Annotated in this window: 16 protein-coding genes; 5 read left to right on the forward strand and 11 right to left on the reverse strand. The window is 57.2% G+C overall.

The window, feature by feature from the left end:
- Window positions 1–34: 34 nt before the first annotated feature.
- The gene (locus tag ACWGXE_RS14645) at window positions 35–1240 is read right to left on the reverse strand and encodes a transketolase C-terminal domain-containing protein (protein ID WP_447598604.1); all 1206 of its coding nucleotides are present in this window, start codon (window positions 1238–1240) and stop codon (window positions 35–37) included.
- Window positions 1241–2150: 910 nt separating this feature from the next.
- Here ACWGXE_RS14645 and ACWGXE_RS14650 point away from each other — a divergent pair.
- Complete coding sequence (locus tag ACWGXE_RS14650; RefSeq protein ID WP_447598605.1) at window positions 2151–2510, forward strand: hypothetical protein; 360 nt, start codon at window positions 2151–2153, stop codon at window positions 2508–2510.
- A gap of 296 nt (window positions 2511–2806) precedes the next feature.
- Here ACWGXE_RS14650 and ACWGXE_RS14655 read toward each other — a convergent pair whose 3' ends face one another.
- From ACWGXE_RS14655 to ACWGXE_RS14675, 5 genes are all read right to left on the reverse strand, one after another.
- Window positions 2807–2914, reverse strand: coding sequence for a hypothetical protein (locus tag ACWGXE_RS14655; RefSeq protein ID WP_447598606.1), 108 nt, complete (start codon window positions 2912–2914; stop codon window positions 2807–2809).
- Between the two features lie 1808 nt (window positions 2915–4722).
- A complete protein-coding gene (locus tag ACWGXE_RS14660; RefSeq protein ID WP_447598607.1) occupies window positions 4723–5691 on the reverse strand; it encodes a hypothetical protein in 969 nt (322 codons plus the stop codon).
- A gap of 140 nt (window positions 5692–5831) precedes the next feature.
- The gene (locus ACWGXE_RS14665; protein WP_447598608.1) at window positions 5832–6065 is read right to left on the reverse strand and encodes a hypothetical protein; all 234 of its coding nucleotides are present in this window, start codon (window positions 6063–6065) and stop codon (window positions 5832–5834) included.
- A gap of 636 nt (window positions 6066–6701) precedes the next feature.
- The gene (locus ACWGXE_RS14670; RefSeq protein ID WP_447603747.1) at window positions 6702–6872 is read right to left on the reverse strand and encodes a substrate-binding domain-containing protein; all 171 of its coding nucleotides are present in this window, start codon (window positions 6870–6872) and stop codon (window positions 6702–6704) included.
- 726 nt (window positions 6873–7598) lie between these two features.
- Window positions 7599–7907 carry a hypothetical protein gene (locus ACWGXE_RS14675; RefSeq protein ID WP_447598609.1) on the reverse strand — a complete coding sequence of 103 codons (309 nt, stop codon included), beginning with the start codon at window positions 7905–7907 and terminating at the stop codon, window positions 7599–7601.
- A gap of 887 nt (window positions 7908–8794) precedes the next feature.
- Between ACWGXE_RS14675 and ACWGXE_RS14680 the strand changes: the two genes are divergently transcribed.
- A complete protein-coding gene (locus ACWGXE_RS14680) occupies window positions 8795–10141 on the forward strand; it encodes a sensor histidine kinase (protein WP_447598610.1) in 1347 nt (448 codons plus the stop codon).
- Window positions 10142–10211: 70 nt separating this feature from the next.
- Window positions 10212–10352, forward strand: a complete 141-nt coding sequence (locus ACWGXE_RS14685) for a hypothetical protein (RefSeq protein ID WP_447598611.1) — start codon at window positions 10212–10214, stop codon at window positions 10350–10352.
- A gap of 93 nt (window positions 10353–10445) precedes the next feature.
- On the opposite strand, the gene ACWGXE_RS14690 is transcribed toward ACWGXE_RS14685, so the two are convergent.
- A complete protein-coding gene (locus ACWGXE_RS14690; protein WP_447598612.1) occupies window positions 10446–19238 on the reverse strand; it encodes a GH36-type glycosyl hydrolase domain-containing protein in 8793 nt (2930 codons plus the stop codon).
- Window positions 19239–19487: 249 nt separating this feature from the next.
- On the opposite strand from ACWGXE_RS14690, the gene ACWGXE_RS14695 reads away from it, so the two are divergent.
- On the forward strand, window positions 19488–19955 hold the full coding sequence (locus tag ACWGXE_RS14695; protein WP_447598613.1) for a hypothetical protein: 468 nt from the start codon (window positions 19488–19490) through the stop codon (window positions 19953–19955).
- Window positions 19956–20080: 125 nt separating this feature from the next.
- Here the strand turns inward: ACWGXE_RS14695 and ACWGXE_RS14700 are convergent, their stop codons facing one another.
- Both ACWGXE_RS14700 and ACWGXE_RS14705 read right to left on the reverse strand, forming a co-directional pair.
- Window positions 20081–20251, reverse strand: a complete 171-nt coding sequence (locus ACWGXE_RS14700; RefSeq protein WP_447598614.1) for a DUF1328 domain-containing protein — start codon at window positions 20249–20251, stop codon at window positions 20081–20083.
- A gap of 235 nt (window positions 20252–20486) precedes the next feature.
- Window positions 20487–20714, reverse strand: a complete 228-nt coding sequence (locus ACWGXE_RS14705) for a YgaP-like transmembrane domain (RefSeq protein ID WP_447598615.1) — start codon at window positions 20712–20714, stop codon at window positions 20487–20489.
- A 958-nt stretch (window positions 20715–21672) separates the two neighbouring features.
- On the opposite strand from ACWGXE_RS14705, the gene ACWGXE_RS14710 reads away from it, so the two are divergent.
- Entirely contained in the window at window positions 21673–21939 is a 267-nt protein-coding gene (locus ACWGXE_RS14710; protein WP_447598616.1) for an RNA recognition motif domain-containing protein, read from the forward strand.
- Between the two features lie 25 nt (window positions 21940–21964).
- On the opposite strand, the gene ACWGXE_RS14715 is transcribed toward ACWGXE_RS14710, so the two are convergent.
- Together ACWGXE_RS14715 and ACWGXE_RS14720 are read right to left on the reverse strand one after the other, a co-directional pair.
- A complete protein-coding gene (locus ACWGXE_RS14715; RefSeq protein ID WP_447598617.1) occupies window positions 21965–23071 on the reverse strand; it encodes an META domain-containing protein in 1107 nt (368 codons plus the stop codon).
- A 103-nt stretch (window positions 23072–23174) separates the two neighbouring features.
- Window positions 23175–23345, reverse strand: a complete 171-nt coding sequence (locus ACWGXE_RS14720; protein WP_447598618.1) for a hypothetical protein — start codon at window positions 23343–23345, stop codon at window positions 23175–23177.
- Between the last annotated feature and the right edge of the window lie 418 nt (window positions 23346–23763).

Here is a 23763-nt window from a genome sequence, read left to right on the forward strand (position 1 = left end):
GAGGCCGATGTCCTGACCGTTCCCTGCTGCCCGACTATCCGCGTCCAGTCAGCGCATGCGATCTCATGCCCAACACGGTTTTAATTTCCTCGACGATGATTTCGGGCGGCATCGTCATGCCGCCGCACACGCGTGGCCCGGCAACGACTCGTTCATGATTGGGAATCGTGGCTTTGATCTCACGCGCCATCCATCCGACCACATTGAACTCCGGAACGATGATGTGACTGGCGTGCTTAGTCGCTTCTCTGATCTCCTCTTCTGGCCAAGGACGGACGGTTTTGATCTTGACCAAGCCCACCCGGATGCCCTCATCCTCCAGAAGTCGAATCGCCTCCCGTCCCTGGGATACGGCCGTCCCCGAGGTCACGATAAGGATATCTGCGTCGACATTCTCGGTCTCGATCAGGCCGTCGAGCCACTTGATCGTGTGCTTGCGCGAGCGTTCCATGGCGGCCCAGATTTCCTGTTGCCAGCTGGCATGCGTGGCGTAACTAATGTAATTGCTTTTCATCACGAACGGATCGCGCATCATGCGGACCGGCGGGCATTCCATATCCATGCACGGGACCGGTGAACGATAGGGATCATAGGGCGGCAGACACATATCGGCCGGCGTCAGCTCGACCACGTCCTTCGTATGCGTGACAAAAAAGCCGTCGCAGCAGAGTGCCAGCGGCAGATGGACATCCGGTTCTTCCGAGACCATATACCCCTTCAGAATCCAATCGTAAAAGTCCTGCGCGGTCTCGGCATGCCACACCAGCATGCCGGTCTGAAGAAGATATGAGATCTCAATGGTATCCGGCTGGATCGATAAGGGCGAGTTAATGCCGCGGCACGTGACGATCATCTGAATGGGCAGTCTCGCGCCGGCCCACATGGGAAAGTTTTCCATGGCCCGCATTGTGCCCGGTCCGGCGGTAGTCGTAAACACGCGGGCGCCGCCGAAGGCAGCCCCGGCACATTGCGACATTACTGCAAATTCGCTCTCGCCACGGAAATAGTCGCCGATATACCCTTCGGCAAACAATTCGCCGATCAATGCCGCCGCTTCGCTCTGCGGCGTAATGGGATAGGCGATCATCACATCGATACTCGCGCGCCGGATGGCTTCCTTGATGACTTCGCTCCCTGTATAGAAACTCTGCGTGCGGGAAGCCTCATTCATCATGACCGCCGTATCCGTGTAGACCTGCCCTTTTTTATTCTTGGTTCCGATAACTGAAGTCGTTTCCATCCTGGCGTCCTCCTCAGGTTCAGTTAAGTCGCTTGGTTTCTTACGGTGCCATGCGACACGTTGTCCCTTAAGGGACCCGGCCCCAAAGCTCATTCAGACGATCCGGGACCACCTCCGCGGTCGTTCCCCACCCTAGGAACGACTTCCGGAACTGGAAAATGACAACTATGCTAGCCCCCGAAACGGAAGCGGGCGGCCTGCAGAGCATCGCACCATCATCTGAACAGGACAGAGTTTCGATTCAGACTAGTCGGCATGCTAGCAGCCATACGGATAACGGTCTGGTCAATATTGCTCACTTTTGAATGGCAGACACGAAGCCACCTTTCAGTGCCGCAGGCGGTGGCTCTTTACCGGTCGCTATATGCAATGAGTGATGTCCGCGCTGAGACTGGCAAAAATGTGATAGGATTAGGTTATGTTGAGTCATGGCTCTTATCCTCATCCCTCACGCAATAGCTTCTTCCTGCTGATTCCCTGTTCCTACGCAACTGATCGTTAGTCTCCGTAGTTTCCTCTTATCCTGAATCGTTCGCTGGTCGCATAAAATTCGTCGAGAGCCGGTTATCTGGTGTGTAAGAGATGCACTTAGCCCGACACACTGAAACTCTGTAATCTCAAAAAGGAGCGAGTATGCATTGCAGGCGATGTAATGGATTGATGGTCTCGGTAAGAATGAAAGAAGCCATGAGCGGCGAATCAGCAGCCGGATGGCGATGCCTGCTATGTGGGGAGACAACGGATGCCGGCATCGAAAAGAATCGGCACGGCCATAAGGAACCCGAACCGATCAGGGCACGGCTCCCGGGCGCTCCCATAGCGTCTCGACCCCATCTGCGATAAGAGGCGGGAGATGAGCCGCGCGGAGACGCCGACAAAGGCTTTTAGCTAGAAAGGCGACAACAACACCATGAACAAACCGTCCCAAAGGCAGCCACGAAGAACGACCTCATGGATACGCATTCCTGACGGCATTAAGGTGAGGCATCGGTACGAAGGCCACGATGGGTTTATCGACGGACTGACTGAGCTTGGTGTCGGGCCGAATCGGAATCCTGACGGGCAAACGCAGTATCGGCTGAACATCGGAGTTCCGGCCCGGCAACTGGTCACGGAAGACGAACTCTGCATTTTGATTGACAGCGAAAACCTCGTCATTATGGCCAGGGAGAAAGCTCCGTACCGTCGCTATATCACGGAACGCCTTCATGGTATCTTGACTGATGAACGGTTTATTCAGGTTCTTGAGACGCGTCGGAAGGCGAGTTGACCGATTCCGCGCCAAAGGGGTGCCGGAAAGCCGGCCCCTCTGGTAGGACAATCTCAGTTTCGATCTTTGCATGAATAGGCGATGCTGTATGCCAGGTGAATAATCAGCGGCGGGCTTTTCTTTTTATCGATATTTACACTCATATCAGCGAGCGCGATTCAAAGAATACGATTCACTCGGCGCGCTTGGCACGGCGGTTGTCTTGGTCCATTACAGATCCTCGAGGCCCTATTGGCTCTCCACCGTCGTTGTAGGCGGCCGTCACGTACTTCCATCCGCATCCTCGGAAGGCGAAACTACCCACGAAAGCTTCCATAGTCTCGCTCGATCCGATGATGTTTTGGTCCTTTGTCTCCCTTCTCGAACTTCCGTTCGCCGGAAATCGTCACGACATCATCCTTCACCGTGAGTCGAACGTCGTCTCTTTACTGTCCGACACTTCGGCGCTGATGAGTTATATTTTCTCGCCTTCTATAATCTCTACCAACGGCGACCACCCAGCCACGGTGAGAGCCTCCTTTCCACATTCCCGTCGCCTCCCGAAGGCCAAAGAGCGCCGCCAACCGGCTTTCTAATTCTATCCCGATCTTTCAACCGATTCTACCGAGTTTTGAAGGACCCCAGCGAAGAAGTATGTTCGTGGTATGGCTTCTTTAGCGACAACGGTGACGTGACCGGTTTCATGTTTAGGGACCCACCCAATTTCACGGAAGGGACCTACCCCGTTTCAGGTGGTCCCGTTCCGTTGTCCAGAAGCGCGGCGCGGTGGAGACCTACCGCCACTTGCATTGGCTCAGCCAGATGGTGCAGAGGCGTGCGTCATGCGAGTGACATTCTGTCTCTTTCTTTCACGGTAAGATTCGATTCTTCTTTGCCGATTTGGACCAATGGTGGGCATGAGGTCCGGCACCTGGCCGGTCGAAGAGACCACCTCTCATTGATCTAAGCATAAATACGGCTTTCGCCCACTGCTGAAATCGTCCCATGGCGAATCATACAGCCGGCTGAGTTCAGCGATCGGTACAGCAGGGACCGCGGCGAGCGGGAATAACTAGAAAATGTTTAAAGGAATAATGCCCAGCGATTGCAGTATATATACAGACAACACGCAGGCCGACAAAGCCATACTGATCAATGCCATCTTCCGAAACACACGGTTCCTATTTTCCAGACCGCTAAATGTTTCCATAGCGCAAACTTCAGTTCAAGTCTTCGATGAGGAATCAGACGCTTCCTGATAGCCTGCATACTGCCCGCTCCAATGGCAGTACCAGCGATGCGCCCACTTGTTAATCTCAGCTGCTTTTAATGGCCCGTAGTGCGCTTCGGCCACTGTATTGAACGTGTCCAGGTTTCCATTGATCCGCTGTGCGTCCTCCTCCGTCACTTTTAGCCATCTGGCTGGCACGTTCGAATTGTTCTTGATTCATCACTTTCCTCCTCGATGTTGAGTGCATACACGGACACCATTGGCCGTCCTTCGAGCGCGATACCACCTCGATCATTTTGAATCCATGGTATCCGTCGAGAGAATAATAAGCTGAGCAATATTGCTCAGCTCGGAACCAATGATCGGACGCAGGGCCGAGACGGGTTATGTCAATGGGCCCTTGAGATGGAAGGTAGCGGACGCCCGCCTCCTGTTTCCTTCCTTACCGGTGAGATCATTTCCCACCTCCTTCACTCCCTGACTCACCCAGGAAGTTCATGGAGCGTCCCAAACAGGCTTCTTAATGCTAAGGATGCTTCGATGGACTGACCGAATCGTTATCGGATCGAATCGGAATCCGGATGGGCGGACGCAGTACTGACTGAATATCTGGGGTTCTGACCAGGCAGTTCGTCACAGGAGACGACCTCTGGATTCTGATTGACCACGAGAACCTCGTTATTATGATCCGCGAAAGGCTCCGTACCGTCGCTGCGTTACCGAACAGCTTCATAGCGCCCTAGCTGACGATCGCTTTATCCAGGTCGGCTTAGAAGCGAGCCGGAACCCACGAGCGAAGCGAGGCTCGTCCTTTTGTAGCCGGCGATACGGTGAATTCAATGTGAGCACATAGATCTGTGGCGCGTGTTTCAGATGTCCTCCATGTTGTCTGTGCGGCCACGGTTCGATCGTATCCTGAGCAGACCGTCATTCTTCGTCGAACCGGAGGCTTCAGCACATGAAGCCTCCGGTACACCAATTTTCTCCCCTGAACGGACCCGCTCACACATTTACCGCCCGTCTGACATCTGAGCCGTGGGTTTCATCTTCTACCTCTCGCAATAACTCCCGCGCAACGCCAAGGCTTCCGCCGGCCAGTGACATCACCAGAGAGAGCACCGCAGAGAGAAACAGCCACCAGGCTGTGGACCCAAGGCGCGAGATTGCAGTATTGCCGATATCCATCGATTGCTCCTTCACACCTGTTCCCGCTTCTTTGATCGATGCAATGACCCCGACGGTCGATTGGGCCACGTCTTGAGCTTGCTTTTCGGACAGGCCCAGCTTGTGCACCATCACATTCATAGCCGCCTCGCGATCCATGGCGGAGAGCTTCTCCTGGATCTCGCTCACAACTGAGTCGGAGACTCTTTCCACGGACTGTCCGCTTTTCGCCTGCGCAGTCAACTTGTCGGCGTCTTTCGTGATCGCCGTGGGCTGCAGCTCAGGCTTTTCGGTGGCCTTGAGAATGGACTCGATCTGTTTGCGAAGATCGGCTGCTGATTTTGTGAGATTGCCGCTTTCCGTGGCTTTCGCAGCCACCGCAGAAACCGCCGACCCCGCTCCTTGACTCAGCACCTGCAGACCGGAGCCGAAGGCGCTAAAGAGCCCTCCCACCATGAAAGACAGCGCAGTCGTAGCCAGCCACGCAAAAGCCAGCCACGTCGCTCCCCACACGACAGCGCCGTGATACAGCCCATCCATGCGGAGGTAGGCTCCAGACAGTCGCGCCGTCACGTAGCCGCCGATGAACGCGGAGATGAGCATGGAGATGCCGGCCCAGAGGCCAGTCCCTAATGGAATCCCTTGCGCCGGTTGTGCATCTCGCAAATCAACTGACCACGCCCCGATCGCGAGCCCAAACAGCGTAAGGACCATTTGTACCGTCATGCCGACGGTAAGACCCGCGAAGATAGCGCTCCATTTAATCCGCACTCCACCGCGAGTCCAATGTTGAATTGTTGCCTGCATGTTAATTGTCGCTCCCTTCTGGCCCGTATATAAATGAAACGAGTTGCTGCACGCTTCCGGAAACTACAGTATGGGCTAGACGAGTAATGGCAGTCTGATCAAAACAGCTCACCGACGGCGCACTCACGCAGCGAAGACTCTCAAATCGTAGACTTAGAAGACGCGCCATATCCGTTGGATCTCCTGACAGTAAAGGCGCCTTCATCGTCCAAAGTCAGAAGCAGTCTCCCGTTCTCGCACAGACGGTTCACTTCGATGAAAATCTGATTCCAGGTGAGGTCAGGAAAGAGAGATTCCAAGTCCTCCATTCCACAACCAGGCTCCCTGGGCACCGCTTCGAAAATCCGATCCATGAGAGAGAAGTCCAATGTCATGGGAATGCCTCCGTGCTGAGACGCAAAATAGCGCATTTTATTCGATGGTCACCATATCGGCTGCATGGTTCTCTGGCACGCGCCAATAGGGTTAGTTCATGGCCAAAGATGGCCGAGAGTTCTTGTGTGTGGCATATGCGGTGTTTCGGAGATACTGATGAATTGGCGAAGACTGTTATCTCCAATCTTGTCGTACCTATGCCCGTTCATGACGTCGTGCCTTCGACCGCACTATATTCCATCTTGGACAGGGCCCAGATTGAACCATGAATACGGCCCGGCGGCACTAGAGGCAATGACCACTTCCATGTACCGAGAGCCACATCTGCAGCAATAGAACCTAATGACCTGGTCTGAAACGACCGGCTACTCGAAAAGTCACCGTGTCACTCGCTGTAACTTAGGATGACGGCGCCGAAAAGCTCAGATCGCAGCACGAATATGGCGAAGGACTCACGTAGAGTCCGGTCAAAATTGATCAGTTCTGTGGGTGGGTCAATAAAGTCCTGCATAAGGAATGTTCATCTTAGAATCACCCGCGTTGTATTCGGTAACCGGCCGTCAATCCCCAGGAATTCTTCAAAGCTTCGGCGGATATGCTGGTTCGGCGGGCGATCAATCGGATGGATCTCGATATCAGGGCCGCCCAGCCCACCGGGTAACAGCGCCAGTAAAGATTGCGGCGACTTCTTGCTTCATCAGCGCTTTGACGGGGTTCGTGAAGTCCACTACGACCGCAATGCCGTCCCAGGCAATGGGGGTTGTGGCTAGGCTTGTATCGAAATGTCCTGTCACAGCCACGTCCACATCCCCCGATTTAATCAAGTCGATCGGCTGGGAGGCGAGATCCCCTCGATTTGAACATAGCTGCCGAGGTGACGATCCTCAAAAGCTCGCGCCAGTTGTTCCATCACTTGTTTTTCAGGTCCGTTTCCAGCAATGGTCATCGAGCCGCATAAGGAATCCACGGCCGAAAGCAGCACGCCAGGGGCAGCAAGCGTCCATTGGTCGCCGCTGAAATCGGTAATCCTGTCCAGAACGATGACGAGAGACTCCCCATTAATGGATCAGCGGACAGGTTCTTCACGCTCACATCGAACAGGTATTCGCTATTGAAGTTGTCACGGCCTTGAGCGTGTCCACCGCCCGAGCCGCTTTGTCGGTCAAATCAAGGGAGTTGGTCCAATGTCCCGGTAAGTAAAGCCGTGCTCGTCGCCAGACACAGGAGGGCGGACCGTAATCCGCAACTGTAACGGCGGGTAAGTCGCCATTGGTGCCGATCCCAGCACTTCCCTTCGGCGCACAACACCAACCGTTGGTCCGCATACGGGCCCGCCACGGAAGAGCCCGCCCTGGTTGTTTAATGTCCATGACCTACCTCGGACATACTTCCTAGGAATGCAACCCGGGAATCAATCCCTTACCCGCCGCTTCGCAACTTCTCAACAGCACCCTCTGAACACGACTTTTCCCCGACAGCCAGCCACGGACAATTAGACCTCTACTAGACCTCTGAAATGGTTGTTATGAGCATTACCGACTCGCGGTACGCGCTTCGGGTTCGGACCGAAACGGTTGTCGATCATTTTCATCTCGCCAGCAGCCCTGCTCGGCGATCATCCGTTGACCGATGCTGGCGTCCTTCGGTATTCGCGCCATGCAGGCTTGTAGGGTGTCTTCAACCGCTCCTGCTGCTGCGTTCGGTTCGGTGATTGCCGCCGGACCTTGGACACCATTTTCCAGTTGCCGGTCTACCGCCTGTCCCATAACCGGTGCAAAGGACATGGCAATCATGAACGACGCCACGCCGATCGCGCATTTTATAGATGGAATCGTATTCATTCGTGTTCTCCCTTTTTACGAGAAGAGCCATGGGTATGACGCCGCATCGCAGACCCCCGTACGATTTGGCGCATGCTTGGTTGGAGGAGGGATGCCTCGCGGCCGTTCCTCAACCTCCATGCCTCACATTGTGCCTGAAAAGGCGATGATGAGCTGGTCAAGATAGCTCACAGACCGACATCAAGGCGTTCAAGATCACTTACCGCTGGTCAATTTTGCTCAGCATGATATTGGGGGTTCCGGCATCCTACACGGAGACAATGGTAGTCGGATGCAGCTCTCGTGTGTGAGGCTCGGCCGGCTGAATCATCCTGAGAATTCTCTATGAACAGTTTTCTACAACAGTGGTTTATCCCTTTTATGCTCGCAGCGGCATGCGTGGTTCTACTGTTTTTGTACCTGAGAGTGTATGGCTGAGGTGGAACCGATGCAGGTCGACAAGTGAAAGGAAAGAGACAAAAGTCGGACGGAAGGCATTTCTATGGCTACTTGCGACATCTGTAATACCACGGATCTCCATGAACTCCGTATCTATCTCGGAAAGGACATCCCAGAGCGTCTTATCGTGCACCAGCAATGTTCCCAAGGGCACAAATGGCATCTTGCTCTCACCGAGCTGAATAACCCGACAGGGAATACCGACACCGTGATGTGCGACTGTCTTGTATAGGGAGGATGAATGCAGCCTCTGCCACCACATGCAACCAGCCGCCACGTAGCAGGACCAATGCATAATCAGTCCTGACCGCAGAATCCACGGACAACATAAGCCGGCTACGCGGATCCTGGACAACGAGGAGTGGGTCGGCGTAAATCGCCTGTCTGGCTTTCAGCCTGAACCGGCAAGAGATAGTGCGGCATTCGCCATAACAATTGAAAGGATTATCATGGACCAACAGGCCGTCCTCACAACCGCTTTGGCTCAAACCGAGCGCTCCGAACGCTGCCTCCAGGCCCAGTACGCCGTGACCCGAGCATTGGCGGAATCCTCCACTTTAGAGGAGACAGGTCAGGCGATCCTGCGAGCCATCGGCGAGAGCATGGGCTGGAAATTAGGCATATTTTGGGGTGTGAATGAACAAACAGGGTCGCTCCGGTTTGTAAATCTTTGGCATGCGCCGCGTGTTGCGGCATCGGAGTTCGTGAGGGACAGCCAGGAAAGGGTTTTTGAACGAGGCGGAGGGCTCATCGGAAGTGTTTGGGCTACCGGCAAACCTATCTGGATTGCCGATGTTGCGACGGATTCCGCTTTTCGCCGGGCCCAAATGGCGGTGAGGGCCGGGCTTCATGGAGAATGTGCGTTTCCGGTGCGCAAGGGCGAGCGTATCTACGGGGTCATTGAATTCTTTAGTCAGGAGATCCGTGAAACGGACGAGGATGTGCTTGATATGGTCGCTGATATCGGCATCAAAGTCGGTCAGTTCATCGACCGCAAGCAGACCGAAGAGGAACTCCACCGAGCGGAGATCAAACTTTTCGAGGAAGCGAGGCTGGCCGAGGTGGCCCGAGTGCTCGGGGACATTGCGCATGATATCAATAATATGCTCATGCCCGTCGTAAATGGAGCCTCGCTCCTGGGGGATGAACTCAACGAGTGCTATGAACGATTACCGCAGCCTGTGGCTGCCGCGGCACAACGCAGCCATGCCTTGACCAAGGAACTCATCGAGATGATTCAGCATGGATCCGGGCGCGTCCAAGATCGAGTTCGAGAGTTCGCGGATTCAGTCAAAGGTCTCTCACGAACGCCGCAGTTTGGTCCCTGCCGCATTACCGACGTCGTCTCGAGCGTGTATGCGATTCTCCGGATCCCCGCCAGTGAAAGCGGAGTGACTCTCTGCGCCAGGGATCTGGAGTCCCTCCCTCTGATCCAGGCTGATGAGAACCGGCTGTTCAATGCCCTCTATAACCTCATTAACAACGCCATACCCGAAGTCCCGTCCGGAGGATCAATCACGGTTCGGGGCTGCATCCACGAAACCGGGCGCAGCATCGTCCTCTCGGTCATTGATACAGGCAAGGGCATGTCCTTCGAAGTCCGGGAAAGCCTCTTCACCTATCAGGCGATCAGCCGCAAAGTCGGCGGGACCGGACTCGGGACAAAGATTGTGAAAGATGTTGTTGACGCGCATGGAGGTAAGATTACGGTGGAAAGCGAACAAGGGATGGGGAGCTCTTTTCATATCACGCTGCCCGTGGAAGGCCCTCCTATGCTTCCTCGCAAATCAAGCTAACCTCCCGGAGCAACTGGTGAAGCCACTAGTTAGAGGCCAACGGCGTACAGCGTATGTCCGGCTGCCTCCTATGGCCATCCGTACGGAAGTGACGACGTTCGGCGCGGTAGCGACAACAGTCCTCTCGCCTGCGCTGCTTCAATTTCCTCTGAACGAGGAAGAACAGGGAATGATTCGTCTCTATCTTGAGGATCTCCAGGAGAAATATTGACCAATGCATGCGCTCTCGTGCTGTAAAATAGTACGACTGAACACCTCCTCCTATCGGGTATCCTGGGGGACTGCATTTCCGGAGCGGCGCTCATCACCCCAGCACAATCCGAATGCGGTGCTCTGCGCCATCCTCGAGCAGTGGAATATCCTGACCGGCGATCAGTGTCCTGCCGTCCAGCTCAATCAGCGTCACACCGCGGTTCACACCCCGCGGATTCTCCACCGAGATCTCATAGACCGCCGAATGATATCGGAAGCGGATACTGTACCCCGGCCAATGACGTGGAACGCACGGATCAATGCAGAGCTTGGTACCGCGCACCCGAAAGCCCAGCATCCATTCGACGCCGGCACGATAAAGCCAGCCCGCCGACCCGCTGTACCAAGTCCAACCGCCCCGCCCCACATGCGGCGGCTCCCCGTAGACATCCCCCGCGACCACATAGGGCTCGACCTTGTATCGATGCATTTTCGCCCGTGACCTGACACGCTGAACCGGATTCAACATTTGAAAGAACTCGCCGGCCCTGTCGCCATCACCCAGTGCCGCGAAGGCCAGGACCGTCCAGACGGCGGCATGCGTATATTGGCCGCCGTTTTCCCTGATGCCCGGCACATATCCTTTGATATAGCCGGGATCCCGAGGCATGTGATTGAACGGGGGTGTCAAGAGCAGAATCAACCCCTCTTTCTTGTTCACCAGATGCTGGTCAACTGCCGCCATGGCGCGCACGCGCCGTCCCGGGTCTGCGGCGCCGCTGATCACTCCCCACGTTTGGGCGATGCAGTCGATGCGGCACTCGGGGTTGATGGTGGATCCGAGCGGCGTCCCATCGTCAAAGTACGCGCGACGGTACCACTCCCCATCCCAGCCTTCTCGTTCGAGCGCAGCCTTCAGCGCGCTCACATGGAGCCGCCACGCTTCCGCTCGAGCATGCTCGCCGCGCCTGGCGGCCACCTTGGCGAACTCCCACAGCACCGTATGCAGAAACCAGCCGAGCCAGACGCTTTCTCCCCTGCCTTCTTGGCCGACACGGTTCATGCCGTCATTCCAGTCTCCGCCGCCCATGAGCGGAAGTCCATGGGTACCGACGGCGAGGCTGCGATCCAGCGCACGGGCGCAATGCTCAAAGAGGGTGGCGCACGTCTCAGACACTCGCGGCTCAAAATACGACTCATGTTGTCCCTCGGCCAGCGGCGGGCCATCCAGGAATGGGACAACCTCGTCCAGCACCGGCCAATCGCCGGTGGTCTCGAGAAACTGGATCACGGCATAGGGAAGCCAAAGCAGATCATCGGAAATGCGGGTGCGCACACCCCGTCCCGATGGCGGATGCCACCAATGCTGCACGTCTCCTTGCGTGAACTGACGGGCAGCTGCCCGCAACAAATGACCTCGGGTGAGCTGGGGTGCCGCCACGCTCAAGGCCATGCCGTCCTGCAGCTGATCACGGAACCCATAGGCGCCGCTCAATTGATAGAACGCGGCGCGTGCCCACACCCGGCACACCAGCGTCTGATAGAGCACCCAGCGGTTTAGTAGCACATCCATGCTTCGCTCCGGTGTACGAACCTGTACGGCGCCCAGCACGTCATCCCACCGGCGGATGACTTCCTCCAAGAGCGCGTTCGGGTCGGCGTCTCGATAGCGGGTGAGCAAGTCTCTCGCCTGTTCCCTTCCGTCTGCCTGACCAAGCAGCCAGACAATTTCTCGCTGCTCGCCTGCTCTCAACTCAATCGATACCTGCAGTGCCGCACAGGGATCTAGACTGGCGCCCACCTTTCCAGACAGCGCCCGGCCTAGTTCGAGCGCTAAGGGACGCTCGGAGGTCCCATTGCGACCCAGAAATTCTGTGCGATCACCGGTCCAGGATGTCTGCTTCCCGGCCAGATCGGAAAAGGCGATACGCCCGCCGAACTCGCCGCTCCACAGGCTCCGCGCCAAGAAAGCCCCGGTCTTCGAGTCGGTTTCCGTCACGATATATGGAGCCGAGCTATCACGCGAGCTGCCCAAGACCCACTCGACATAGGCAGTGATCGACAGACGTCGCGGCCGAGCAGACCGATTCTCGAGAATGAGCCGCGAGATTTTGACGGGGTCTTCCGGGGGCACGAACTGCACCAACTCGGCCCGAATGCCGTGGGAGCCATGCTCGAAACGGCTATAGCCGTGACCATGGCAAGCGATGTACGAGGCCGCGTCATCACGAATCGGCAGCGCCGTGGGAGTCCAGAGTTCCGCGCTGTCGTCGTCGCGAATATAGAGCGCCTCACCGGTCGCGTCGGTCACGGGATCATTAGACCAGGGGGTCAGCTGATTTTCGTGACTATTGAGCGACCAGGTGAACCCGGAACCTGATTCTGACACGAGAAAGCCGAATGATGGGTTGGCGATCACATTGATCCACGGCTGAGGCGTCCGCAGACCTTCACTCAAGGCTATGACATACTCTCGGCCTTCAGCCGCAAAACCTCCCAGACCATTAAAGAACTCAAGCTCCGGTATCGGCACCGGCACGTCCTCGCGTTCCTGTTCTGACCGAGGCTGCATGCTCGGACGTTCAGTACCGTCCAGACGTTGCAAGCGCGCCACCTGCTCGGACAACGTGCCCCGCCGGCTCAGGAGGACGACCCGGGCGACGCTGTGCAGTAGCACGCGGTCCTCCGAGGAGAGGAGATCGCTCCGCAAGAGAACGATACTGCCCCGTGCGCCGGCACTGTCCGGCAAGAGGCGCAACCGGCTGCCTCGCGCGAGCACTTCCAAGGAACCGTGCAAGTCCTGCTCGTAGGAGGCCGGCTTGTCGTTCAGAATGATCACGTCGGCGGACAATTGTTTCATCCGCCAGTATTCATGCGCCCGCAGCAGTTGCCGAATCGTGTCGATATCCTCCGCCTTGTCGATGCAAGCCAACACGATGGGCAGATCGCCAGAGATGCCTTGGGCCCAAAGCGCGGCACGGTGGAGAGAGCTCCGGCTGAGCACATCCGAAGACGGCCGCAGCGAAGCATCCGCGTACAACACGGCATTGGCTAGTCTCTGAAACAGATGTGCTTCATCGGGGCCGATACCAAGATGATGCAGTTGGACTTGGGCTTGGGTCCATGCCAACGACAGCGCGCGATCAAACACTCTCGGATCACTGTATTTCTCTGCCAACCCCAGAACCAACTCGCGGCTCGGTCCAATGATGGTCGAAAATACCACGTGCACCGTGGCGCCGGCCGGCACGCGCATTGTTCGGCGCAAGGTCATCACCGGATCGAGCACGGATCCGACAGTATTGGACAGGGGGCGGCCGTCGATCATGGCAGCAGGATTCCGTGTCTGATGGCCGCGCCCCAGAAATCGGGCACGATCCGTCTCATACTCCAGAGCGCCTACGATTTCGCCATCGGCTACAACAACCTGGGCGGCCCATACGGACATTTCTTGATCCGACCGCTGGCGGCGCGTCGCGAGCAGCACGCCGGCATCCGGCACGAACTCGGTCTGGATAAATAAATTGGAAAAAGCGGGATGAGCGACATCCGCAGCCTGTGGCGCCAGACACAATTCGGCATACGAGGTGACCTGCACATCGCGCGAGCGTGCCCCAAGATTCGTAATCGTGACCCTCCGCACTTCGGCGTCGTCCTCAGACGAGACGACGACCTCGCTGGTCGTGGCCCATCCATGGTCGCGCCGCACAATTTCGGCATGATCCTCATAGAAAGAAGCCTCATACTCGTCCGGTTCCACGCCACTGGGCTGGTATCCGGCGGACCAAAGATATCCCGTCGCTGCGTCGCGCAAGAAGATAAATGATCCCCAGGAATCCCGCGTCGCATCCTCGCGCCAGCGCGTGACCGCCATATCCCGCCATCGGCTGTATCCCGACCCCGCCGCAGTCAGCATGACCGCATAGCGGCCGTTAGAGAGAAGATGGGTCCGAGGCGTGGCATCATGCGGCGTCGTAAAACGACGCCGCACCGGAGGAACCATGTCGCGGACGTGCGCCGCCGCGGAGACTTCCTCCACGCGCGGACGCGCCACCGGGACGTCGCGCGGCGTGCGCTCCTGCAATAAGAGTTCGGTGGCGCGGATGATCGGCTCGGCGTGGAATCGGCTTCTCATTACCCCGTCGTTCACGGCATTCGCAATGGCGACTATTGACATCCCCTGATGATGTGACATGTACGCACGCACGACCGCCACCGTGTCGCCTTCGGGCACCCGCGCGCGGGTATAGTCCAGTGCTTCATAAAACCCATAGACTCCGCGTCCCCCTGCTACAGCGAGATCCAGAAAGTTGTGCGTAGCCGCGGCAGGGTCGATCATCGCGGCAAGCGCCGCTGCATAGGGCGCGATGACGATATCTTCGCTGAGGCCGCGCTTAAGTCCCAGCCCAGGCACACCGAAGCTGGAATATTGGTACGTGAAGTCGAGATCGCGCACATGATAGGCCGATTCCGAGACTCCCCAGGGCACTCCGCGTTCGGCCCCATAGCGAATCTGCCGGCGCACGATCAAGTCATACGTCCGGCTCAGCAAGCTCCCAGCCGGAGAATGCATTACCAAAGCCGGCATAAGGTATTCGAAGATCGATCCCGACCAAGAGATCAGCGCGGACCCATTGCCGACCGGCGTCAACGCCCGACCCAGGTGAAACCAATGGGACGAGGGGATGTCGCCTTTGGCGATGGCGACAAAGCTTGCCAACCGCGCCTCCGACGCCAGGAGATCGTAGCAGCTTGGATCCAGGCTACCCTCTGTCACTCGGTACCCGATGGATAACAGTTTCCTCACCGGATCAAATAGGAACGTGAAATCCATGACGCGCGCCATCTGCTCCGCCGTTCGCGCGATCGTCGACAGACGGCGAGTAAGCATCGCAACGTCCTCAGCCGATCGTCGTATGGCTTTAACCAGCATATCGATGCGCGCCAACGCGTCCTTGTCCGCAAATCCCCCGTCGAGCAAATCGGCCCGCACCGCATCGAGTGCCCGAAGCGACGCGGCGAAACGCTCCGGAGCGGTCAGCAGTGTCGGCACGGACTGCATCAACGGCTCGATCGCCGCCCACTCGGGGGTTTGTTCGCGGGAACGCTCAAACATCGCATCGATGTCTTTGGAGTCCAGTCTCATCCAGGGGATCAGCAATTCCACATCCCGAGAATGGCTTTCGACGCAGGCTTTGGCGGCATCGGCCCAGACGCGCAATTCCGAGAAGGATCCGTCCGAGTCTTCCAGCGCTAAGACCTGTGCCATATCAGCGAGGGTCTGGGTCGATTGGGTCATCTTGGTGAAGCAGGCAGTCCAAGCCATGGCATCAACCGGCGCTGGCCTTAATGAGGCGGCCAGTGCGTCGATGGCATGGCTCAGCTGTTTGCGCGTGACGGTATGTGTATATCGCCGCTCCGGCAAGGCAGCCAATGATTCACGCAGCAAGCAGACGACATCGCCCGCTCCGGAAAAAAGGTTCCGATTGTCGGCAGATGTCTGAAGCAGTTCGCGACACCCGTTGCCCAGTGTCAGCAGATGCCCTGCCAAATTGCCGCTATCCACGGAGGAGACGTACTTTGGCTGCAGCGGATGAAGGTCTCGTGTGTCATACCAGTTGTAAAAATGGCCGCGGAACAGTTCCAGGCGCCCCATCGTCGCCAAGGTGGTTTCCATCCGCTCGATGGCTTCGACCGTGCCCAGCCAGCCGAAATCACGCGCGGCTAATGTGGAGAGCAAATACAATCCCATATTCGTCGGCGACGTGCGATGAGCCACGACCGGCTTAGGGTCTTCCTGAAAGTTGTCTGGAGGCAGGCCGTGGTCCCGGGCAGATACGAAGGCCTCGAAAAATCGCCAGGTGCGGCGGGCGATCAGACGCAGCATCTGTGCATCGGCCGGCGTGATCGGCTCGGTTCCGATCAGCCGTGGAGGCAGGCTGACCCACCGTGCCACGGCCGGACCCAGGGCCCACAACAGGATGAACGGAAGAGCGGCGGGCCATGCCTCGTCTCCTGCCAGCATTACCATGACGCCCGCTGCAGCGGTAAGAATGAGCCCGCCCGCCATGCGCTTATACATCCCACCAAGTCGGCACGAGTAAGAGTCTCGGGCCTGCGCCGCCGTCACCCACTCCAGCAAATGGGTTCGCGTGATCACCAGGCGACCAAGGGTCCGAAGAATCGCGTCAGACATGAGCCAGGCCTGGTACGCCAAGAGAGAGACCGTCAAACCGGTCTGTGCCGCGCCAAGCGCCAAGTCGGCGACCACACCCCGCAGATGACTGCGCATGGATATGCCCCGTCGGCGAGGAACGAGACCGAGTATGGACGGCAAAAGGGACGGGATCGCGATCGTGACGAGAATAAAACCAGACCATGCCCAAGGCGACGTTCCGGGCAGGGTCCATCCGGCTACCAACGACAGAAATGCGGCGGGCGCCGATAAGGTACGGCGAAGGTTGTCGAGAATTTTCCAGCGGCCGACGGCTGGAATCACAACGGACCGACTCGGCTCCGACCCTGTATGCCGGCGTCCGAGAATCCAGGGCAAGAGCTGCCAATCGCCCCGCGCCCACCGGTGTTGACGGGCCGCTGCCACCTCATATTGTGAAGGAAACGCCTCAAACAGTTCGATGTCGGTCGCCAGTGCGACGCGAGCGAAAATGCCTTCAAATAGATCATGACTCAACATCGCATTGTCGGGGACCTTGTCTGCCAACGCCGACTCAAAGGCGTCGAGGTCATAAATACCCTTGCCGGTATAGGACCCTTCTTGGAAGAGATCCTGATACACATTCGAGACCGCCGATGCGTATGGATCGATACCGCTGGGGCCGGAGAAGGTTTTTTGGAAGCAGGTGGCATCGCGATCGATAGGCAGCGATGGTGTGATGCGCGGTTGCACCAGTCCGTAGCCCTCGACGACGCGCCGGGCACGATCGTCGAATCTGGGCCGATTGAGCGGATGAGCCATGGTGCCGATCAATCGCCGAGCAGCTCCCCGTGGCAGGCGAGTGTCGGCATCGAGCGTAATGACATAGCGGACGGCCGGAATGTCGTCAGGAGGCCGGCCGTCGAGAGAGATAAACGTTGTGTTCATTGCCCCGCGCAATAAACGGTTCAGCTCATGGAGCTTGCCCCGCTTCCGTTCCCATCCCATCCATACGCCCTCGGCCTGGTTCCACACGCGTCTTCGATGAAAGAGTAGAAACCGCGCGCCGCCTCCTGACGCCGAGCCGTATCGTCCATTCAATCGCGCGATGTACTCTTCCGCCGCCGCCAGCAGATCGACATCGTCTGGAAGAGTTTCGCTCTCGGCGTCCTTCCAGTCCGAGAGCAATGCAAATCGAAGCTCCTCTTCCGCATTCGCCAGATAATGGACTTCAAGTCGTTCCACCTGTTCCTCAATGTCATGCCGGCTCGTCAACAAGGTGGGCACGACCACGATCGCCCGTAATATACGGGGGACGCCGTCGCGCAATTCCATGCGGGGCAACTTTCGCGGCCCCAGCAGCCCCATTACGCTGCGGTTGACGAGGGCAATGGCGACGTCGGAGGCCGGTACCGCAGCGAGAAGACCGAGAAGCACGAGAGCGGCCGCAGTAACGCCAGCTTCACCAGCCTGCCACAAGGGCAGTGCCAGAGCCATCATCGTCACGACCGCCAGCGAGCCTAGGTAGCCCGGAACGGCAGCACGGACATACAGGCGCAAGAGACGGCACTTCCAGGATACCCGGTATCCGAGTTCTGACTCCAACGCCGTCCGCCCTCCGGAAATGAGGTAATAGCCCGGCTCCGTATGCCGACCCTGATGCAAATCCTGCCCGTCCTGCGACTCCATGCCGGCTCGTTCAGCGCGCCGCACGACATGGGTCGCCACCTCGATTTCCGAGAGGCTCGAGCCCCGGGAGAGATCTTCGATGGCATGGCGGTATGTGTCCCGGGTAGCAAAATCCATCTCGGCGTAAGAGGGTGCACGACGCAGAATCCCTTCCACCAGACTGACGCTTTCAAAAAACTCAGCCCAATCGAAGGCTGACGTTAGCCGCATGCTGGTGATGACATTACGCACCGTAACGTTCATGGCCGCCTGCTGCTGGTGCTCTGCGTGCACCATGTCGTCGGCGGTCGTGCCTTGAGCAGCAAGGCGTTCGTCCAGCCACTGCAGCACGGGCCGGACCTTGGGATCCAGGTCGCGTAGTCGCTGAACGAGCTGCACGGCAAACGCCGTCGCCAGGGGCGCCTTCTCAAAGCGGCTAAGGCTCTGGTCCGGGGAGACCGAGGACAATGCTCCATCGCCGAGCAAGCTATCAGCCAGCATATCGGCGGTCTGTCGCGCGGCACGGCTATGGACGATCCGCTCGGTCAGTCGCCGAAGGTTCTCCACCAGCACGGCGCGCAGCGTAATCGCGACGGCCCACAGCTCTCCGATGGTCAGCGGTTGTACCCGCTGGTAAGCCATCACAAAGCGGTGCAGCATCTCGGGGTCAAAGCGGCTGTCCGTATGCGCGACGAATGCCCAAGCGACCCCGAAGACTCGCGGATAGTTCTCTAAGTGACCAGAGGCAAGTTTGGGCAGTTGACGGTAATAGCCCGGCGGCAAATCATTGATGATTTCACGAACCTGTTCATCGACAATGTGGAAGTTATCGACCAGCCATTCGGCGGCTGGAGTAATGGCATGGTCGTCCCGCATCGCTTTGGTGATGGTCCGGTAGGACTCCACCAATACCCGGCCATTGTCCAGCACCCGAGGCATGAACCACCGACCCTGCCTGGAACCGCTGATGACGACCTGCGCTGTCGCAAGACTTTCAGCATGTTGCTCAAGCCGCTCTACGCTAAAGAGCTCGGCACGGATCGGCTCTTGCAACTCGGCATTAGGTAGACGTTCGATGTTCATGTGCCTTTAGATCGATTGCCGGATTCCTGTGATCCCAGTCTGACTCAGTGACGATGCCGAATTGGACCGCGGGCGAACAGCCCATTAGATGCTGAAGCGGCATTCATCCTTCCGAACGCTCCAGAGCAGACACAGAGCGCGACGTCGAACGATATGAGCAATATTGATCAGTATCTGGTGCGCGAGGCCTGCATAATGACACCGACGCGCTGTTCTACATTCGAAAGGTGACTTACCGCCTAAGCCTATATGAGTGATAAACGAATGCGTCGCATCTCGGTCATGTTGGCCCTCATCCTATGGAGCACGTGGGGATGCACCACGGTAAGGACTACTTCGTCCGCCGCCTTGCCGAGTAGTGCGTATTTTGTCGCTGATCCATCTGACTTAGAGGCGCTCCATACGCTTGCCCGTACGCAAGAAGCGCGCATGAGGGCCTGTCACAATCCTGTAGCCTGCGAGCAGGCCTCCTATACGCGGGGCCTGGTGGCACTCTTTGAAAATCGTGCGGATGCGATCAACATTTTTCAGGAACTTCACATCACGGTCCCGGATGGTCATTATGCAGCCGAAAGTCTCCGCTGGTTGTATCTCCTCCAGGAACGCTTCACGCCTTCTGTTCACAATACGGCTCTCCAAGCTCAACTGAGGCAGGCCGTTCTACGTGCCCTTCTCGATGGAACCGACGTGACTGTAAGCCGCCGTGGAAAACACTAGCCAGGCACTCTAATTGGCCTGGCTGGGAATCAAGAGGCCGGCTGCAAAGATGCATTCAGTTCTTGAATGGCCGCGCTACATCCTCTTCCATCGAGCCACATCGATCGCCGCCCATTATCTTTCGCTTACAAGACCTTATCGGCCGTCCGTCCGGTAATCAACGAAATCATGAGCAACAGGATCCCAATGGAAGACAACATCCATGAAATCTGTATCATGAACCCGGGCACGCCGGCCCAATAGGCGCCCCACGTAATCACACCGAGCACAAGGAAAGCCATTGCAAGATTCAACATGCCGCCCCCCTTTCTATCCAACTGACCCGATCTCTTCGCCACTGCCTGTCTCAACAAGACAACACTGGAAAGCGCGCCCAACAGCATTTCGGCTCGAGGTGTCGCCGTCGATCTGAATCAATAAGGGAATCCATCACTTCGCCACATTTCTTGCAATTCCATCCATACACGGACACTCCGCTCACCGCGTCTCTCATTTTGACCACCGTCATCGTGCCGACGCAGAAAGGACAGCTCACACATCACCTATGAGTATCACAAGAATGGCAACAATGCGCCGGCCCGATGTCCAAGGCATCGTAATTAGTGCAGTGAAAAGGAGAACCGTGCCGGCCACATACCCGGCCATTGCCTTCGCGATTGACGTTTCCTCTTGAGTGCTGAGTAGTATGAGCATCACGGCCAAAGCAATTCTGATAAGTCGTTCACTTCCACTCAGATTCGTATTCAACATGTCATACATCCGTTCCGTCCCGCAGAATAAGAGTCAAAGCCGCTCCGATGGTGTGAGTTGTCATAATCGCGAACTCGCGGCTCTCATCACCGGCTACAGTCATCCATCTATCATGACGCTACCACGCTCGGGAAGCTGAGCGGCCATAGCTGGCACCAAAACCGGTCATGGCGACTGATGTCCTGCGTCGCCGCGCGCGCCGGGGACAGCCTCGAATGGTTGCCGAGCGCTTTCATCTCGCATGCAACCTTGTTCCGCGATCATTCGCTGCCCTATGCTGGCGTCCTTCGGGATCCTGGCCATACAAGCCTTGAACGAGTCTTCAGCCGCACCAGCTGCTATGCCCGGTCTAGCGTTGGCTGCGGATCCCGTCTCACGCTTTCCTCTTGACTGGTCCGCCGCTTGGGCCGACACGAGCATAAGCGATGCAGCAAAGACTATCGGGATGGACAGGAGGGCGTACGTTTTCGGCATGCGTGTCTTCATTGTTCACCTCCTCATCGGTAAAGGACGTTGTCTGAAGCTGAATAAGATGATCGCTTAATTAATGACGGGATTCTGATCAAAACAGCTCACCCTTTCGGCATACCGCATTCACTTCAGACCGTCGGATGATTCATCCGATGACCAGTCGAACGCAATTGGCATTGACGCCGACCATTTCGCTCTGTATGGTGAAAAGGAATTCTTTTCTTTCCTTTCCTTCCTCCATATGACTTCCGCGTAGGTGACGGCCAGTGGAACAATCCGCTCTTCTCGGTGATCGGCGAGGTAGCGGTGTGCCCGGGCTTCCGCTCCTTTTATAGGCTCCGACGGCCTATTACGGTTCTGTTCCAAGGTCATTTAGTGTTCAAGGTCCGACCAGTCAGGAGAAGCAGATGCTGCTTGTTAGCTTAGAGACGGGCGCTGAAGAGATTTCCGCCACAGAGGATTGGCCGGCAGGCCGTGTCCTAGGGAGGACAGTCGCATGATGGGTTCAACATTGTTGTATGTAGGCGGGCTAACGGAACCGACAACGGCGGAGAATCTCCGTGAACTGTGCGCCCCGTTTGGCGTCGTGGAATGGGCTCATATCGTGACACACAAATTCAGCGGCAAAACGGCAGGGTATGGATTCGTCGAGATGGATACCGATGACCATGCTCTGGACGCGGCGAGGACTCTGGAAGGCACCGAGCGGCACGGTTTACGGTTGAGGGTCTACATCACGCCTTCTGCACACCAACGGGTATGAGCATGGAGCCGGCACGGATGTCGATCTAAGGTCGGTTTGTAGGTTTCGATTCAAAGCGACCGCGTACCTGACCATCCGCCCCATACAGTTCCAAATGGTTGCCGTGAATTTTCCACGTCGCCGCTAGGACTAAGGCGTTCAGGAACTCTTTCTCCTCCTCCATGAGGTCATCGCATGCCATACGGGTCGTGGCCAGATCAATGATTCGGATTCGCTTCTCCTCAAGCACATAGCCGCCCGTTAGGCGATTGCATCCCGCAAATCCCTGCAGTTTTTTTCCATCCGAGACCAGGCGCAGATACGTCTCCTGTCGTCCGGTCGGCCGCGAGACCGGGTGCCCATGAAGACGAACCAATTTCCAATCGGTGTTTTCGAGCTGAACTGCGGACACACTCTGACCGCATGTTTCGCCGGGCCATATATTGACGAACCGCTCGACTGCAACCACATGGTGGTCGCCGGAATCCGTATCGTGACGTTCGCTGATGCGGCCCTCTATCGTCGCCAGCAACGGCTCAATTGGCGTCAACCGCGCCCTGACATAGGCAGCCTCGAGGACACGCTGTTGAGCGTCTTCCAAAACGGAAAATTCCCGCTCAGTGAGGCATTCTTTGAACCGGCCCGCGCCGGACACCTTCGTATACATACCGTCAAGTGTCAGCCGTGGCTCAAACATCTCGAAACGCGGTCGCCGGACTAGATCAGCGTGCTGTCCTGAATTGATTTCCTGCCCGTCTACATTCAACCGTCGTAATCGAGTCGCGCTCTTGACGGCAAAGGAGTCGGAGAAGTCTCGGCCGGTTTGCAGGATGAACTTCATTCCGTCCGCGGTCACGGTCCAGCGGCCGATATCGTAAGAAGCGATGACAGGTTGACTTTTGCCATTCTCCTCCAAGGGGGTCATCCGGCGATAGAAAACACCATCCGGCCACAGATTAAGGATGGTTTTGATACCAGGGCAATCCGGACAAGGAAGGACCCCTTCGTAGGTCGCCGGGAGCGATGCCTTGGCAGGAGTGGGATTGGGCATCGATGAGACGCCGATAAGCCGCACATCGTCGGCCGCTTTCAAGGTACAGCCCAGACAGAGAAGGGACACTCCCAGCAGCACCAGGCCGGTTCTTATAGGCATGCTGACCCCTCCGCCTGAATCACGAAGTGACGTGTCGATTATGGGAAGGTCGCCGGCGGCCGGGTTCCCCCGACCGCCGGGCCATAAGTTACGGAGGACCCGATCACTTCTTCTTTGAACGGCGCGACTTTGCTTTTTTTGTTTTCGCGGCTTGCTTCCCGAGCGCGGTCCTGGTCTTCTTCGGCAACTTCTTCAGCGTCTGCTTACGCTTGGCCGCCGTCGTCGCTTTTTTGACGTTCCGTTTTGCCGTTGTCCGTTGTTTTGATGTCGCCACCGCCAGACCTCCTTGATGTGAGTGTGATCCACTGCTCCGTCACCCCGAGCAGAACCATAGGTTACGTAATACAACGTGATAGGCAGATTATGGACGAGCCGTATGATCCGCCGATCGACATGTCGGGACAGAATACCGACGTTCATCGCCGTTCGCTACAGAAAAGTGCGGCCTCATGCCAAGCCGGCGCTCGCCTCGTCAATCGGCGCGCGCGGTCGCTCCGCTTGATTCGACAGCGGTACTAAACAACTCTAAGGAAGCCGGTCGCCGATTGATGACGGCTCGCTCCCCGGAGCAGGCCAATCCTGCCGGAGCAGGTCAATCCTGCCTGTTTGACAAGCCCACTACCCAATTTCAATAGCTACAAGGCAATCGAGGGGCTTGAAAGCCGAGGAGTGCAGGGATCGTACGAGTAGAC

The organism is Nitrospira sp. Nam80 (genome assembly GCF_965152575.1).